Source organism: Candidatus Fermentibacter sp., assembly GCA_030373045.1.
Lineage (GTDB): Bacteria > Fermentibacterota > Fermentibacteria > Fermentibacterales > Fermentibacteraceae > Fermentibacter.
Genome location: JAUCPW010000059.1, coordinates 42,335 through 58,434 on the forward strand (window position 1 = coordinate 42,335; position 16,100 = coordinate 58,434).

The following is a 16,100-nucleotide window of genomic DNA, read 5'->3' on the forward strand; positions in this document are numbered from 1 at the left end:
CCCCTCCCTTGTTGCACTTCTTTGTGCTACAAATAGATGGGGTTTGTGTGAAGGTGCGTCAAGACAGCAATCCTGCACCTATGTGTTCAGGCACGAGGGCGGGTCGCTCCCTACCGGCGTGAGCAGGAGCTTGCCAGCGCCCTCCAGGACGAGGAGGGATCGAGTACTGTGCTGCTAACTGGACCAGTGTCCCACTTAACGGTGAAGATCCACGGTGAAGAACCACTCTGGAGGGGCTGAACGGCTGGGCTGGCGACCCCAACGGGACTCGAACCCGTGTCGCCGGCGTGAAAGGCCGGTGTCCTAACCGCTGGACGATGGGGTCGCCGAAGCTCGCAATTATCGCTTCCGAGGCAAAGGAAAGTCAAATCAGCGATTTCGCTCTGCGAAATCGCCGGGTAGCCCGTCAGCATAATTCGCGGAGCGAATCTGCGAAAGGGCGTGCCCGGATTCGCGTTGGCGAATCCGGACTCCCGTCTGAGGAAGTGCGCTCCGGGCCTTCTCGCTGCCCGCCCGGCAAATCGATTGGTTGATGGCGGGCAGCTGCCAGGCCTGGCTATTTCCGCGGACGCGGAAATAACCGTGGTGGGCCGCGGGGGAATCGAACCCCCGACCACCGGATTAAAAGTCCGATGCTCTACCAACTGAGCTAGCGGCCCGACCATGCGCAACATGCAGAAACAGGCCTTCCTGCGCAATGGCGCGAGTTCGGGGAACCCGTCCAGCCGGGTTCGCGGGCTTGCCGGAATATGTTGAACCAGTTATAAACCTGAAACAGGTTCAGAGACGAAAGGTGCTGGATTGAGTCTCAGGGAAGAGCAGAAGAGGAAGCGCCGGGCGAAGGTGATGGCTTCGATGAAGGCATTCCTCGCCAGGAACAGCTTCGAGGACCTGACGATGGACAGGATCGCCTCGGCCTCTCGGCTTAGCGTGGGCACGCTCTACAACTACTTCGGAGGCAAGGAGGCGCTGACGATAGCCTTCTGCCACGACCAGATGTCCGAATCCTTCGAGGCTGCGCGAAGGCTGGTGGAATCGCCCCCCGACTCGGCCGAGAGGGCGTATGGCGAACTCCTTTCCGTGTACCTGAGGGGATTCGCAAGCCTGGATCGCGCTCTGATCAACTTCATCATCCGCATTGCCATAGAGAATCAGCTCGAAGGCAGGTCGAGACCCGACTTCCAGCTCCATGCCTTCTCGCAGCTCCGCGAGATCACGCGCAAGCTCAAACAGAGAGGATCGCTGCCGGAGTCCGCCCAGGAGGATTCCATCTCCTTCATCCTTTTCGGCCTCTGCATCGATTTGCTCTTCCAGTATTCGCTCTGCGGCGACGTCGACATAGACACGCAGATCGAACGGCTGGAGAAGTGCATCAATCTCATCTACAACGGACTCGGCGCAGGGGAGAGCCTCGCCGGGCCGCACCCGGGCAGGCTCACTCCAGCGGAATAGGCTCCAGGAGGTTCCTTCTTGAACATCTCGGCGATTTCGGTACGCAAGCGCGTGACCTTCATGATGCTCTTCGCCTTCATGCTGGGCGTGGGCATCTTCGGTCTCACCCAGCTCGGCCTCGACCTGTATCCCAAGCTCGTGTTCCCGCAGATAATGATCTTCAGCCAGCTCAACGGCGCCGGACCCGAGGAGATCGAGAACCTGGTCACCGAGTACATCGAGAAGGCGGCCGCCTCGACCAAGAACGTCACGCGCGTGACGTCCTCCTCGAGCCCCAGCCTCAGCCTCGTGACAGCCGAATTCTCGTGGGGCACGGACATGGACCAGGCGGAGACCGACCTGCGCCGCTACATCGACATGTACAAGAGCTATCTCCCCGACGATGCCTCCGACCCGATGGTGATGGTTCTCGACGCGAGCCTCGCCCCCACGATGATGATCGCCTTCTCGAGCTCCAGGCTCGACGGTTTCGAGCTGAGGAGGATAGTCGAGGACGAGATCGAGCCTCTGCTGCGGAGGGTCGAGGGCGTCGGATCCGTCAGCGTCATGGGCGGCAGCCGCAGGCAGATCAACGTGATCGTGAACCCGGTGGTCATGGAGCAGGCGGGCCTGTCCCTCGGCCAGGTGTCGGGCGCGGTCGCTTCGGTGCGGCAGGACACCCCGGCGGGCGAGATCAACGTCGGCGGGCTTAACTCCTCCGTGAAGATAGCCGGATCGTTCGATTCGCTCGATGACCTCGCCCAGCTCGTCGTCGGCTACAGACCCGACGGTTCGCCGGTGCTCCTCGAACAGATAGCGACCATCGAGGACGGCATCGTCGAGGAGACGGGATATGTCAGCCTGAACGGCGAACCGGCGGTCGTCTCCGTGGTGTTCAGACGCTCGGACGCCAACACCGTGAACGTGAGCGACAAGCTGGAGATCCAGCTCGACCAGATCCGCGAGATGTACAGCGACAGGGTCGACGTGAACCTGCTCTACACCCAGGCGAGCTTCATCGAGGGCTCCATCGGCAACCTCTGGACGTCGGCCCTGCAGGCGCTCGTCCTCACCGTGATCGTGCTGCTCGTCTTCCTCCGTTCCTGGAAGAGCAGCTCGGCCGTCGCCATCTCGATCCCGATGTCGATGATCGCCACGTTCGCCGTGATGTACTTCGCCGACGTCAATCTCAACATCATCTCCCTCGCCGGTCTCGCGCTGGCCGTGGGGATGCTCGTCGACAACTCGATCGTCGTGCTCGAGGTGATCGTAAGGAGGCGCGAGAGCGGCGAAGCCCCGATCCCCGCCTCCATCAACGGAGCCACCGAGGTCGGCATGGCGATCACGGCATCGACCCTGACGACGGTCGCCGTCTTCATCCCGATCCTGTTCGTACCGGGGCTCGCGGGCCAGATCTTCCGCGACATGTCCCTGACGATCAGCTTCAGCCTGGTCGTGTCGCTCTTCGTCGCCCTCACCTTCATCCCCATATTCACCTCGCGAGTGAAGGGCATCGCCGGTGACGGCACCGAGAACAGGCTGCAGACATGGTTGCGCATACGGATGGAGAGGATCGAGAACTCCTACAAGCGCGGCATCGAGTGGGCGCTCCACCACCGCAAGGCGGTCATCCTCTCGTCTGTCGCCATGTTCGCAGCATCCCTCGGCCTCCTGGCCGTGGTCCCGATCGAGTTCTTCTCGGAGAACGACATGGGGTACATCTCCGCAAACACCTTCAGGTCCCCGGGAACCGTTCTCGAATCGACCGATTCGACAGCAACGGTGATCCGGGAAGGCATCCTCGGGATAGTCGACTCAACCGACTACGAGGAGTTCTACATGGAGGTCGGGCAGCTCGAGGGATTCGCCGCGGCGTTCGGGAGCAACAGCGCCAACAACCTCAACTTCTTCCTCACGCTGGTTCCCAGGGATCAGAGATCCGTCAGCCAGCAGGAGTACCAGGACAGCATCCGCGCCATGCTGGCGGAGATACCCGACCTGGAGGCGACCTTCTCCGAGGGCGGCCCGATGTCGAGCAGCTCTCCCATCGAGATACGCTTCTACAGCGAGGATCTCGATGCGCTGCGGGATGTCACCGAACGCTGCGCCGACGTGCTCGAGACCATCCCCGGCACCCGCGACGTGGAGACGTCGATGGACATACAGAGGGTGCAGAGGACCTTCATCCCCGACGCATCGGCACTGGCCCGGTTCGGCGTCTCCAGGGCGGCCATCGGCTCCGAGGTCTCGACCGGGGTGATGGGCGAGGCATCCGGCTTCTACAGGGAGGGCGGCAGCGAGTACGACATCTTCCTGAGGTATCCGGAGCAGTATCGCGACAACGTCGAGGAGATCATGGCCACCCCGGTCGCGGGCAGGCCCCTGGCGGCCTACGGCATGATGGAGACCGGCCTGATCCCGCAGACCATCTCCCACGTCGACCAGTCGCGCGTCGCTACCGTCTCGTGCTCCAACCACAACAGGGACCTAGGAAGCATCGCGAACGACGTCGAGAAGATGCTGGACACACTGGACACCGGAGGCCTGAGGTACGAACTCGCCGGACAGGTCGACGACCAGCGCGAAACCTTCTTCTACCTCACGATAGCGATCTTCGCGGCCGCGCTCCTCGTCTACATGGTCATGGCCAGCCAGTTCGAGTCGTTCCTCGAGCCCTTCATCATCATCTTCACGGTCCCCATGGCCTTCATAGGCGTGATGTTCACGCTCCTGATCACGGGCACGGCACTTTCGGTTACTGCGATGATCGGGATACTGATGCTCGCGGGGATCGTCGTGAACAACGGGATCGTGCTGGTCGACTATGCCAACCAGCTGCGCGGAAAGGGGCTGGGCGTCCTCGAGGCGGTCGCCGAAGCCGGCAGGGTGAGGATGCGCCCCATCATGATGACCGCCCTCACCACCATCTTCGGGATGATCCCCCTGGCGCTCGGCATCGGCGACAGCGGCGAGACCTGGGCCCCCATGGCCAGGGCCGTCATGGGCGGACTCACGGTGGCCACCTTCCTGACCCTGTTCGTGCTTCCCTGCCTCTACGCGATCTTCGGCTGCAGGAGGAAGTGCGAGCCGGATACCGCTGCCTGACGTGCCGGGAACCTGGCGGAGGATACTGCTCGAAAGCACCGGTTCGACGAACGACTTCCTGAAGGAGGGGCTCCGGGGCCTCTCCGACAGGACAGTCGTCAGGGCCGTGAGACAGACCTCAGGGAAGGGACGCCTGGGCAGGACATGGGAGTCGCCCCCGGGCGGCCTCTACGCGAGCTTCCTGCTCGTCCCGCCTCCATCTCCGGAATATGCCTCGCGAGTGGCTCTCCTCCTTGCCGACATCATCTGCGGCGAGCTCCTCCGGGCCGGGATCGGGGCCTGCGTGAAATGGCCCAACGACGTCATCGCAGGTGAAGGCAAGATAGCCGGGATCCTTCCCGAATACGGCACCTTCCCCATCCCGTGGTTCGTGACGGGCCTGGGCGTCAATCTCGCGGCGGCTCCCTCCATCCCCGGGCGGAGCGGGCCGCCTCCCGTCGCCTGGGCCCGCTTCGCGCCCCCCCCCGATCCCGATGCCCTGCTCGACAGGCTGCTCCTCGAACTCGACGAAGCCTGGCCCGACAGGACTCTAGACCCAATCTCCGACCGCGCGGAAGGGATCACCGGGAGGCTGTGGATGTCGGGGCGCGAAGTCCGGATTGTCCGCGGCGACAGGCTGGACACGGGGATAGTGAAGGGGATCGACGGGCAGGGCAGGCTGTTGCTTTCGACGGGCCAGGGGATGATTTTTCTGGACAGCGGAGAGCTTTCGCCCGTCCGGAGCAGGTGAGTCCCCGGGAGCCCCTCTCCCGGAACCGACGGAGGAACCACATGGCTGTCCAGAAGGCGGGATCGACGTCAAGGAAGACCCGTGCAGGAGGCAAGGTCTTCGTCCTCGACACCAACGTGCTCCTCTACGATTTCAACTGCATCGACAACTTCGAGGAGCACGACGTCGTGATCCCCATCACCGTGCTCGAGGAGCTCGACGAGTTCAAGAAGGGCAGCGACCTGATCAACTTCCACGCGAGGGAGTTCATCAGGAAGCTGGACAGGCTCTCCGGCGACGGCCTGTTCGGTGACGGGCTGCCTCTGGGGAAGGGGCGCGGAAGGCTGTTCGTGATGACGGCCGAGCCTCGCTCCTCAGTCGTCGACCAGGCCTTCATCCACGACAAGGCCGATCACAGGATCCTCGCTCTCACCGAGCAGCTCAGGCACTCCATCCCCAACCGCCCCGTGGTGCTCATCAGCAAGGACATCAACCTGCGCATGAAGGCCAAGTCACTCGGGCTCAACGCAGAGGACTACGAGACCGGCAAGATCGAGAACATCGACGAGCTCTACACCGGCAGCAGCATTTCGGAGGGGGTCGACCCCGCCCTCATCTCGAGGTTCTATTCCGAGCCCTTCAGCGTTCCGCTGGCCGAGGCCGGGCTGGATCAGACCCCCAGGGCCAACCAGTACTTCGTCCTTCGCAACGGCAGCAGCAGCGCGCTCGTGAGGTACAACCCGCAGGAGTCCAGTCTGGAGAGGGTGTCGAAGCAGCGCGTCTTCGGGATCGAACCCAGGAACGCCGAGCAGGCATTCGCCATCGACGCGCTGATGCGGCCGGATCTCCAGCTGGTCACTCTCACCGGGAAGGCGGGCACGGGCAAGACCCTTCTGGCGCTGGCCGCCGCGCTGGAGCAGAGGCGCAACTACAGGCAGATCTATCTCGCAAGGCCGGTGGTGCCCCTGGGCAACCGCGATCTCGGCTATCTGCCGGGAGACGTGAAGAGCAAGCTCGATCCCTACATGCAGCCTCTCTGGGACAACCTGGCGGTCATCAGGAACAGGTTCCCGGCCGACGGGCACGAGCAGAAGCAGATCGCCGAGATGCTGGAGCACGAGAAGCTCTTCATAGCCCCGCTGGCCTACATCAGGGGCCGCAGCCTCGACAGGGTGTTCTTCATCGTCGACGAGGCGCAGAACCTCACCCCGCACGAGGTGAAGACGATCATCACGCGCGCGGGCGAGGGCTCGAGGATGGTCTTCACCGGCGACATCTACCAGATCGACACTCCCTATCTCGACAGCCAGTCGAACGGGCTGACCTATCTGGTCGACAGGATGCGCGGGCAGAACATCTACGGGCAGGTGAACCTCCTCAAGGGCGAAAGGAGCGTTCTCGCCGAACTGGCGAGCAACATCCTCTGATCCCCGGGGAGTCCCCACGAAGGGCGATCAGGCGTAGAACCAGCTGATCCGGAACGGAGCGGGGGCATCACCCGCCTCCCGTGAGCGGCCGCAGCCCGGATGTGCCTACCGTGATGCCGTGACCAGAGCGACCTCGGAAGCGGGGCTGACCCAGCGATGCATCACTATCGTCCTCCCGGCGGCGATGTCGAGCGCCGTACTCCCCCCCCAGAAATCGCCGATTATCCATACCCGGGGATGCCCGGCAAGCAGGCTGTCCAGCATGCCCGCTGTGTCTACAGTGGCCCGGATGGGCTGCACATCGTACGGATCTGCAGCACATGCGGAAACGTAGGGGGCATCGTTCGTCCGGTAGAACTCATACGCAAGGCCTCCCGACTGGCCTGCCGCGATCAGGACTGCATCGCCCTCCTCCAGTCCCTCCTCGACCGTGCGGACGGCCTCTCTCCAGTCGCTCCCGTGGTAGGGATAGGTGGTGGTGCTCATGTAGAACAGGAGCGTCAGCATCGCCGCCGCTGCGAGAAGGGGCCCGGCGGGCCTCCACCGCGCCGCTGCCGCGCCGAGCGAAAGGGCCAGCGGAACCCAGAGGATGGACAGGTGACGCACGGTGGGCCACTCGAAGATGAATGCGCACAGGGGCAGGATCGTGCAGGCCAGGGCCCAGATCCTGAATCCGGGACGGATCTCCCTCCTGGTGAGGAGGACCGCCAGGCATCCGGCCTGGAGGAGCAGGAACCCGGCGACGAACACCGCATTCCGGGGGCGCTCGAGGGAGTCCCGCGAGATGGGCGGAGCCATGCCGTCCGGGATGAGCGAGGAGAGGACCTCGATGCTGCCCATGAGGATCCTGCGGGGCGTCTCCTCGTAGAATCCGGCAGCCTCCATCCTCTGCCGCCTGAGGGAAGCCTGCCCGGCCGTCGAGATCGTGACCGGAAGGGTGAGCACCACTACGGCGAGAAGCGCCAGGAGCGGCCCGGCCGGCTTTCGGAAGCCTGCAGCAGGGATCCGGAGGAGCCAAGCCACGAGAACGGCTATCGCGAAGAGCGCGTTCGTGGCCATGCCCGCGACCGCGGTCAGGACCGCCGGGACAAGCGCACGGCGGCTGCCCCGCCAGGCCCTGTCGCAGAGATCCACGAGCAGGAAGCAGAGAAAGGCCATCTGGGAATAGAGCCATGCCTCCTGCCCCAGCGAGACGGCGAAGGGGGCCAGCGCCCAGATCATCGCGGCCCAGAAGGCCCCTCTCCCGCCCACCCATCTCGATACGAGAGAGAAAAGCGGAATGACCGCAAGGACCGACAGGATCAGGGGTACCGCTCTCAGGCCCGCCTCGGTCGTACCGAAGAGCATCGACGAGAGCTTTATGGAGAAGAAGGCAAGGGGTGGATGGGGCGATCCCGAGAGCGACATGGATGCTATGTCCCCGAAGCTTCTTCCGACGAGCCCCGCGGCGAACGCCTCGTCGACCCAGAGGCTCCTGGCGCCGAGGTCGTGGAGACGGGCAGCGGCTGCAGCCGCAACGGCGGGAAGCCATGGCGGCAGTCTGCGGAGGAACCGGAACAGACCGTCAGTCCCGGGCATTGCCGGAGTCAGTGGAGAAGGGACTGGAGCCGGGTTCTGACATAGGAGGCCAGGCTGTCCCGCCACAGGGGGATGCCGAGATCGACATTCAGAAGCTCGAGGACGAGCGACTCGGCTGCCTCCATGCGGGGCCTGGGAGCAGGAAGGGGATACTCCGCCGACTGGCAGGGGATGGCGCTCTCGGGATCATGCCCTGCCGCTTCGAGGACCTCTCTGGCGAGCTCGTACCTGCTTGCGGCAGGCCCCGATCCGACGACGTGATACAGGCCGTACGGGCAGGTTTCGATCAGCTTCAGGATGGCCGCCGCCAGGTCGAGGGTATAGGTCGGCGAGCCCACGCAGTCGCGGACGACGCGGATGCTGCCGCCCTGTCCGGCCTTTCTGAGGAGGTTGGGCACGAACTTGCTGTCCTTCTCGCCGCCGCCGAAGAGCCAGCCTGTCCTGACGATCCAGTGCTCAGGCGAGAAAGATCTGACGGCCTCCTCCCCCTGGAGTTTCGACCGGCCGTAGATGCTGCAGGGCGAGGGATCGTCGAATTCGGTGTAGGGAGATGTCTTGTTCCCGTCGAATACGGCGATCGTCGAAACATACAGGATGGGGATCCCCAGCGATCTGCAGACCTGTGAGACCACGCTCGGGCCGAGTGAGTTGGCTCTGAATGCGTAGAGAGGATCGGTCTCGCACCTGTCCACGTTGGTCGCGCCCGCCAGGAGCACGGCGACGTCAGGCCTCTCCGAGCCAAGGATGTCGCGGACCCTGCCCTTCTCGCACACGTCGCACTGACTGCGGGACAGAGGCGTCAGGACAGCCTTCCCCCTCCATTCCTCGCAAAGGTCCGCACCCAGCATCCCTCCCGCGCCGAAGACGACGGTCTTCATCCGACCGCCTCCGATCGAAGGGATCTCTTCATCCTCAGCATGTCCGCTATGGTCATCCTGACGACCCGCCACCTGGCGCCGGAAGCCCTTCCCGTGAGCCTCGGATAGTGGTGCACCCCGACCTGGTCTATCCTCACGCCGAGCCGGGAGAGCTTGATGAGTATCTCCGCATCGATGAACGCGCTGTCGGAATCGATGGAGATCCTGTCCAGCGAAGCCCTCGGAAAGAGCTTCATGCTGCAGTTGACGTCCTTCACGGACAGCCCGAAGAGCATCCTGAGCAGGAACCCGTAGACCAGGGTCTGCAGTCTGCGTGTGATGCTGTCGGCCCTGTTCAGCCGGAACCCTGCGACCACGTTCGTCCCGTCCGCCGCATCGAGCAGGCGCCCGATCTCTCCGAAGTCGTACTGGCCGTCGCCGTCGGTATAGGCCACGAAGTCACCGGCGCAGGCCTCCCTGAATCCAGTCCTGAGGGCGCCACCATATCCGCGATTGCTCTCGTGGTGGATGACCCTTATCCTCGGATCTGCCGCGGCGAGCCCGTCGGCCACCTCCGCGGTCCCGTCGGGGGAGCCGTCCTCTACGATCGTGATGTCGAAGGCTCCTGCGAAACTCTCCAGGGCGGCAACAACGTTGGAGACGGTTCTCGCGATGTTACCCTCGTCGTTGTAGGCCGGGCAGAAGAAGGAGATGCGAGGTTTCTCCAGCATCGGGTGATCCTTACTCGAATGGGGTATCGCCGGGTGAACGGCACGACTATAACTGGCATCTCCGACAAGTACCAGACTGGAAAGCCGATTCACCGGGCATTTTCGGAGGAGAGCCCGCGATTCTGGCATGGAGTCCTGCCATCCATGTCCATCATGGCCATGTGTGAGGCCCTGAACCATTTCGGAGTGCGGTTCAGCACCGCTCTCACCCCGGATCCCGCCGTGCTGGCCCCGGACAGGAACCTCCTCACCTCGAACCTCGGCGAGCCGCCCGACATGGAGAACGGCAGGTAGAATCTGACGATGCCTTCATCCGCGTGCGAGCCGTCCGGCTCGATCCCGAAATCCGCCGCACGGTCCGCCAGTTCGCACCTGACCGGAAGGTTGAAGACCGAGAAGTTGGCGAAGTCGATGCTGTCCAGGTTGTTCTCCACGAATGCCGCCGTCTTCTCCCTCGACTCCCGGTCCTCTCCGGGCAGTCCGAAGAGGAAGTACGCATAGGTCCTGATCCCCAGTCCGGCGGTCCTCTCCAGGACGGCCGCGGCGGTGTCGGGATCGATGCCCTTGCAGAACCTCCCGAGGATGCGCCCGTCGGCCGACTCGACCCCGTACTGCAGCATCGCGCAGCCGGACTGCGCCGCTCTCTCGAGCAGATCGCCCCCGAGGAGATCGGCCGAGGGTCTTGCGAAACCGTAGAACGAAGCGTTCCGCTCCTCCAGGACGGGGAGAGCCTCCGACAGGAATTGCGGGGGAACGGCGGAATCGAGGAGGTGGACCATCGTCCTCTCCTCGGCGGAGGGGGCGCTCTCGAGGAGAGACGCCAGGGACCCGGGCCCGATCCTGCGGAAGGGCTGGGTCCGGTCGGGGCAGAAGAGGCACCGGTTCCAGAAGCATCCCGTACTGAGGGCGAAGGGGATGACCCGGAGCGGCGAGACATAGTCCGTCCTCCCTGCGGTCCCGGGCCACGAGAGGCTCCCGAGGAACGGTTCCTCTCCTCCCGCCCCGGTGAGGATCGAACCGTCACCGTACTCCACCCGCCCCAGAACCCTCTCGAGGTGGATCGAACCCTCTCCAGTCTCGCGCAGGCTGTTCAGAAGGGACCCTCCCGTGATCGTCCCGAAGCCGCGGGAGGTTACGTGTCTGACAGTGGATACGGCTCCGGCGAGCTGCGAGAGGTAGGAGGCCGAGACGAGGACGGTCCCGGGCCGGAGATCGTCCAGAACGGGGTCCAGCACCTCCTCGAACAGGCCGGCGAAGGGGGTCGGGCCCTGCTCGCACAGTTCGAGTATCCGCGAGGGCGAATGGCAGCCGCAGGGGGGCTCGAGATCCATGAGAGTGGTCTTCCAGCCCGTCTTCTCGCTTTCCCTGGAGAGCTCCGAGTGCAGGAAGCCGCATGCCGTCCTGTGCCCCTGCGGGGTGAGGCGGCCACTCCCTCCCCGGAGATAGTCCAGCGCCCTGCGGACCTGGCCGTCCCCGGCCCTGTCGAAGATCCGCAAGTAGAACTCGAGGGAGAGATCGAGGAGGAAGACGCTGCGCCCCCTCGCCTGAAGCGCCGCCGCGAGGAGGAAGGCCCCCGACGGCGGCTCCGAAGGGGAGCACACGGGGGGTGAGACCACCAGGTAGTCAGCGCAGGGTCGGGGACTCCGGCTCATATTCCATTCCGACATCGGAACCGGCCGGGAGGGGCTGGATCCTCCTCCCGGCGAGGCTCCCGTGAGCGTTCCTGCATCAGTCGCGAGGCCGGCAACCGTGCACGCCTCCCCGCCCGACCCCGCAGACCCCGGAATCTAGGCCGTGGGATCGGCCGGGACAACGCAGGCTTCCTGGAGGGCGCGACGAAAGGCATAATCGGACATGACGGGCGGGGGTGCATGGTGATCGATCCTTCAGCGATCCTCGAAGACATCCGGAGGAGATACTCGGTCGCCGGGCTGCCGGCCTATGCGCGGCGGTTCAGGAAGAGGCCCGCGAGAACCTGCGCAGACCCCGGCGAACCCTGGGAGAGGCTCTCCTGCAGGACTCTGGACGGCTGGAGATTCACGGCTCCGCACATCCGGAGGGGCGACAGGGTCGCGATCCTCATCCACGGCCTGCACGGCGACCTCGCCAGGATGGTCGCGCTCTCGGAGATGTTCGCCAGGAAAGGCATCTCGGCCATCCTGGCCCCGGTGCGGGGTCATGACGGGCATCCCTGCGAGAAGACCACCGGAGGGCCCGAGGAGGCCTTCGACGCTGCGGCAGTCGTGGATGCCGCCATCGAAGCCGGGTACCCCCCGGGCGGCATCCTCGTCTACGGTTCCTCGATGGGGGCCGCGGTGGCCGTGAAGACCGCCTGCATCTTCTCGCAGACCCCCCTGGGCGGTGTGATCGCGCATGCCTGCTACACGGACTTCTTCGGAGCCGCCAGGCAGAAGCTGGGCCCGTTCCGGACCCGGATGCTGAAGACCCTGCTACCCTCCGCTCCCCGCAGGAGCCTCGAGGATTTCAGGCCGGCCGACTACGCCAGGGCCTGCCCCGGCCGGACGCCCATGGTGTTCCTGAGCGGGACGCGCGATTCGGTCTGCCCGCCCGAGATGGGCTCCGCGCTGGCCGATGCCTCGGCCAGGGGGCTCTTCATGGCGCTCGGCGGTGCGGGCCATCCCAGGTGGGAGCATCCCGAACTCCAGAACTCGTGGCAGCTCGAGAAGGCGCTCGGGCTGGCGATGGACTGGATGGACGGGAACATGACCGTGGAGGGGACCCTCTTCATTGACGAAGAGTGCAGTTTCCGCAATGTTCCGCGACTAAGGAAGGGCATATCCAGAAGCGGGAAGGCGAGATGAAGGGCTTCAAGGAGTCGGGCGAACTGGCGATGGCCTTCGCCTCGGTCCTCAGGGACATGAACAGCGAGTTCGCCGAGTCCGACCATCTGCCGGTCTCGAGCGACTCGGACTACGAGGCCTACCAGGCCCTGATGGCCAGGCTCGTGCTCCTCCAGCGCGAACTCGACGACTTCATCGACAGGGCCATGGCCCTCGAGACCACGATGCAGGAGGCTCCCTTCCAGATCCTCGACTTCTCGTCGGAGTGGGAAGGCTTCTGACAGTCACTTCCCCAGGTACTTCCTGCGCACCCACCACAGAACGAAGACGGCCAGCACCAGGACCGCAACGGTCCCCAGGAAGCCCGCGAGCAGCCTGTGCCGCATGCTGACGTACACACCGCCCTCGAACACCGGCAGGTCGACCCAGCCGTACCTTCCGCCCGACATCTCCACGCTGGTCCCGCCGAAGGCCCTGATCACCCTTCCCCGGTCGTCGATCCAGCTCCACTCGGCGTCCGGATATTCTACGACGTAGGATCCCGCCGCTTCGTCGACCTCGACGAGCGAGGGAGGGCCGGGCACTACCGAGATGCCCGACATGCCGTCGAGGACGGAAGCCAGGCTGTCGGCGCCGATGCCTTCGAGGGACGCCCGGTCCGACGCGCTCTCGATCCAGTAGGCCGCTCCATCGTATCCCGAGGAGCTGTCGGCCAGGGTCTGGAGGAACTCCTCCGGCGAGAGCGGGGCCGCAGAAACCCATGCGATCAGCAGAATTGCAGTGCTAGGCGACAATCATCCTCCTCAGGGCCATGAGCAGCTCGTCTCTCGTAGCCGGGGTCTGCAGGTGCATCACCGAGCTGACTGTGACGGGGATGCGCGGCCTCACGCCCGTGGCGAGTATCATCGGCTGTCCGGGAACGCGCGCCGCGAGGCAGGAGACGAGCCCGGCCTCGCCGGGTCTCGGTCTCAGGACGAGGGCCCGGCTCGAGAGCTGCATCTCGGCAAGATCGGTGAGGTTGGAGGCTACGCAGAAACGGTCGGGCAGGCCTGATGTCACGGCCTCTATCTCGCCCGTGAACCAGTCGTCGGCGGAGTAGAGGGTGATCCGCCTCCGCTCGCCCAGGTCCCTGCCCACGATGGGCAGTGCGACGACCACCTCGTCACGGCCCTGTTCCCCGCTCCTGGCCATCCAGCCCCCGAGCCCCGCGATCTCCCGCTCCAGGCCGGCGAGCATCTGCTGGTGTCCGGGCAGGAGCACGGGATATGTCCTGAACCCGACCATCCCGTAGATGGCAGGCAGCACCGGCCGCCCGGCGAGAGGCCGCCCTTCCGGCACGAAGGCCGTGCTCAGCGATGCCTTCCTCTCCGGCATCGTGGGAGCCATCTGCTTCAGCAGGTCGAGGAGGTATTCCGAAAGCGCCGGGGCGGACAGCCAGACCTCCGTCGAGTCCGGAGACGAGTCGTCGGAAGCGATCAGCTCCCAGCCGTAGATCTCGCACACACCCTCCATCGCGGTCCTGAGGGAGGAAGGCTCCCCCTCGGCGCCTGCGGCGCCCGGTCCGGCCAGGATCTGAACCTCCTCGATGCCGGCCGATCTGGCGTCGATGACGAAGTGGGCGATCATGTCCTTCCCGGCGCCGGGGATCATCTTGCTGAAGCATCTCCTGCCCCCGGGAAGAGTGACCTCGACGCTGTCCGGCAGGAACACGCCGCCCATGGCGAGCTCGAGCTGCCTCACCACCCTGGGCCCGGCCATGCGGTCGAGGAGACGGGATGCGCCCTGCCCCCTGGCCGACGAAGGGCCGACCCCCGAAACCGTCTCCATCCAGCCGTTCCAGGAGACGACCTCGCCGCTCCGGCCGTAGACCGCGGCACCGCCGGGGAGCTTCTCCGTGCCGGGGTCGGACGGGTCCGCCATCCATCTCGTCCATCTGACGGAGTGCCCGGTTCCCACTGGCATGATCTCCTCTATCCATCCGTCCCTCAGGTGGCTCGACGGAACGCCCTGCCGCCCGGCATTCCCCCTCGTCACCGGGCAGTCGTCGCACGGGGCCTCGCGCCCGTAGAACGAGAAGCATGCCGGGAGCGAGGAGCCCTCCGGCTGCCAGACCACGCGGAAACCCTCGATCTGGACGGTGCGCCAGCCTCCGGGGTGGACGTCCCGCGCTGCGGCCGGGGCGTCGCGGTGGCAGAATCTCTCGAAGATGCGCGCAACGGCTCTCGCCATCCTCATGTCGGCATGAGAGGGGGAGTCGAAGCCCACTCTGAGTATCCTGCCGCCGCGCATCCTCACGTCCACCGTCGTCGAGTCCTGAGACTCCGCGGGCTGGGCGGCGACAGGGACGGGGCCGGATGTCTCCGCAGGCTGGGAGATCACATCCATCCTCGCGGCGCCGGTGCGGGAGGCTATGTCGTCGAGCATGGCGCCGAGCTCGAGCCATGACGAAGTACCTCTCTCCTGGAGCATCTTCTCTATGGATTCGAGGACGGCCTTCCTGCTCTCCGTCTCCATGTCGGCGCGGAGCGCAGCGGAGAGATCGAGCCGCATGGCGAGTACGGGCAGGACGACGGAAGCCCTGCTCTCCACCGTGACAGGGCTCGCCGCCCCTCCGAACACCCCCAGGAAGCCGTCCGACCTCCCGAAGGCCTTGATGTAGAGATGCCCTCCCGCTCCCTCGCCGCCAGTGTCGAGCCACTCGGACGACTCGGCTCCCGCGGACGACAGGAGCCCTCCGGGCGCGAGATCCTCCTGCGATACGGGGCTGTTGCGCGATGCGACGAGGGCGTACGAGTCGCCCTGCCGCTCGAACAGGGCTCCGCCGTTCGCGCCGATGGCCTCGAGGGCCGATTCGAGCTCCGATACCGCGCTGCTCGCCGGCCTGGACACCCAGGATGCCAGGATGCTCTCCCAACCAGAGGCGAGCGTATCCGGAACCGGCGTGACCGTGATCCAGACCGATCCGTCGGACTGCCTCACCGGCATGTGGATGAGTTCGTGCCTGCGGCCCCACCGATCCAGTACGGGGACGAGGCTGGACTGCCCGGTGGGCGAGCCGGTGAAGCCCTTGAGGAAGTCGCCGCCCGCCAGCTCCCAGGGCGTGTAGCCGAGCATCGCCACGGCGGCCGGAGTGGCCAGCGGGAGCCTGTCGCCCCTGGAGAGGCAGAATGCCGGGATGGATGCCAGCCTCTCGGCTCCCTCGCCCTTTAGTAGAAAGAAGAAGAACTCCTCACCCTGTATCCTGGCGGCAGCGGTGGCGACGCCCGATGCCGTGGTGATCTGCAGGAGGGCGTATCTGCCGTTCTGGGGGATGCGCTTCGAAAGGTCGCGGAGCTCGAGCTCGGAGAAGGGAGGCGGCTCGAAGACCGGGTCCGACGAGACCGTGGAAACCGCTCCGTCGCGGACAACGGATCTGAGGAGCACGGGAACGATCTCCATCCTTGCCTCCTTCGCCGCGCAAG

At 65.2% G+C, this 16,100-nt stretch carries 12 protein-coding genes and 2 tRNA genes; 6 read left to right on the forward strand and 8 right to left on the reverse strand.

The annotated features are described in order from the left end of the window. Positions 1–250: 250 nt before the first annotated feature. Positions 251–325, reverse strand: a tRNA-Glu gene (locus tag QUS11_09770). 258 nt (positions 326–583) lie between these two features. Next, positions 584–659: transfer RNA gene (locus tag QUS11_09775), tRNA-Lys, on the reverse strand. Positions 660–801: 142 nt separating this feature from the next. Here QUS11_09775 and QUS11_09780 point away from each other — a divergent pair. Genes QUS11_09780 through QUS11_09795 form a run of 4 tightly spaced genes read left to right on the forward strand, consistent with a single transcriptional unit; the run spans position 802 to position 6,672 of the window. Beyond that, on the forward strand, positions 802–1,452 hold the full coding sequence (locus QUS11_09780) for a TetR/AcrR family transcriptional regulator (GenBank protein ID MDM7993590.1): 651 nt from the start codon (positions 802–804) through the stop codon (positions 1,450–1,452). Between the two features lie 18 nt (positions 1,453–1,470). Further along, positions 1,471–4,536, forward strand: coding sequence for an efflux RND transporter permease subunit (locus QUS11_09785; GenBank protein ID MDM7993591.1), 3,066 nt, complete (start codon positions 1,471–1,473; stop codon positions 4,534–4,536). Position 4,537: 1 nt separating this feature from the next. Continuing rightward, on the forward strand, positions 4,538–5,266 hold the full coding sequence (locus QUS11_09790) for a biotin--[acetyl-CoA-carboxylase] ligase (protein MDM7993592.1): 729 nt from the start codon (positions 4,538–4,540) through the stop codon (positions 5,264–5,266). 41 nt (positions 5,267–5,307) lie between these two features. Continuing rightward, positions 5,308–6,672: a PhoH family protein gene (locus QUS11_09795; protein MDM7993593.1), complete on the forward strand. Its 1,365-nt coding sequence runs from the start codon at positions 5,308–5,310 to the stop codon at positions 6,670–6,672. A gap of 105 nt (positions 6,673–6,777) precedes the next feature. Here the strand turns inward: QUS11_09795 and QUS11_09800 are convergent, their stop codons facing one another. The 4 genes from QUS11_09800 to QUS11_09815 form a co-directional block, all read right to left on the reverse strand. Further along, positions 6,778–8,250 carry a glycosyltransferase family 39 protein gene (locus QUS11_09800; GenBank protein ID MDM7993594.1) on the reverse strand — a complete coding sequence of 491 codons (1,473 nt, stop codon included), beginning with the start codon at positions 8,248–8,250 and terminating at the stop codon, positions 6,778–6,780. Between the two features lie 8 nt (positions 8,251–8,258). Beyond that, a complete protein-coding gene (gene rfbD, locus QUS11_09805) occupies positions 8,259–9,128 on the reverse strand; it encodes a dTDP-4-dehydrorhamnose reductase (protein ID MDM7993595.1) in 870 nt (289 codons plus the stop codon). Then, positions 9,125–9,838, reverse strand: coding sequence for a glycosyltransferase family 2 protein (locus QUS11_09810; protein MDM7993596.1), 714 nt, complete (start codon positions 9,836–9,838; stop codon positions 9,125–9,127). Before QUS11_09810 ends, rfbD begins: the two co-directional genes overlap by 4 nt. Before the next feature lie 89 nt (positions 9,839–9,927). Next, entirely contained in the window at positions 9,928–11,490 is a 1,563-nt protein-coding gene (locus QUS11_09815; GenBank protein ID MDM7993597.1) for a hypothetical protein, read from the reverse strand. Positions 11,491–11,712: 222 nt separating this feature from the next. On the opposite strand from QUS11_09815, the gene QUS11_09820 reads away from it, so the two are divergent. Then, on the forward strand, positions 11,713–12,660 hold the full coding sequence (locus tag QUS11_09820; GenBank protein ID MDM7993598.1) for a hypothetical protein: 948 nt from the start codon (positions 11,713–11,715) through the stop codon (positions 12,658–12,660). Next, positions 12,657–12,920, forward strand: a complete 264-nt coding sequence (locus QUS11_09825; GenBank protein ID MDM7993599.1) for a hypothetical protein — start codon at positions 12,657–12,659, stop codon at positions 12,918–12,920. The genes QUS11_09820 and QUS11_09825 overlap by 4 nt, the downstream gene beginning before the upstream one ends. A 3-nt stretch (positions 12,921–12,923) precedes the next feature. Here the strand turns inward: QUS11_09825 and QUS11_09830 are convergent, their stop codons facing one another. Beyond that, positions 12,924–13,433, reverse strand: a complete 510-nt coding sequence (locus tag QUS11_09830) for a hypothetical protein (GenBank protein MDM7993600.1) — start codon at positions 13,431–13,433, stop codon at positions 12,924–12,926. After that, positions 13,423–16,077, reverse strand: coding sequence for a hypothetical protein (locus tag QUS11_09835; GenBank protein MDM7993601.1), 2,655 nt, complete (start codon positions 16,075–16,077; stop codon positions 13,423–13,425). Before QUS11_09835 ends, QUS11_09830 begins: the two co-directional genes overlap by 11 nt. Positions 16,078–16,100 lie beyond the last annotated feature (23 nt).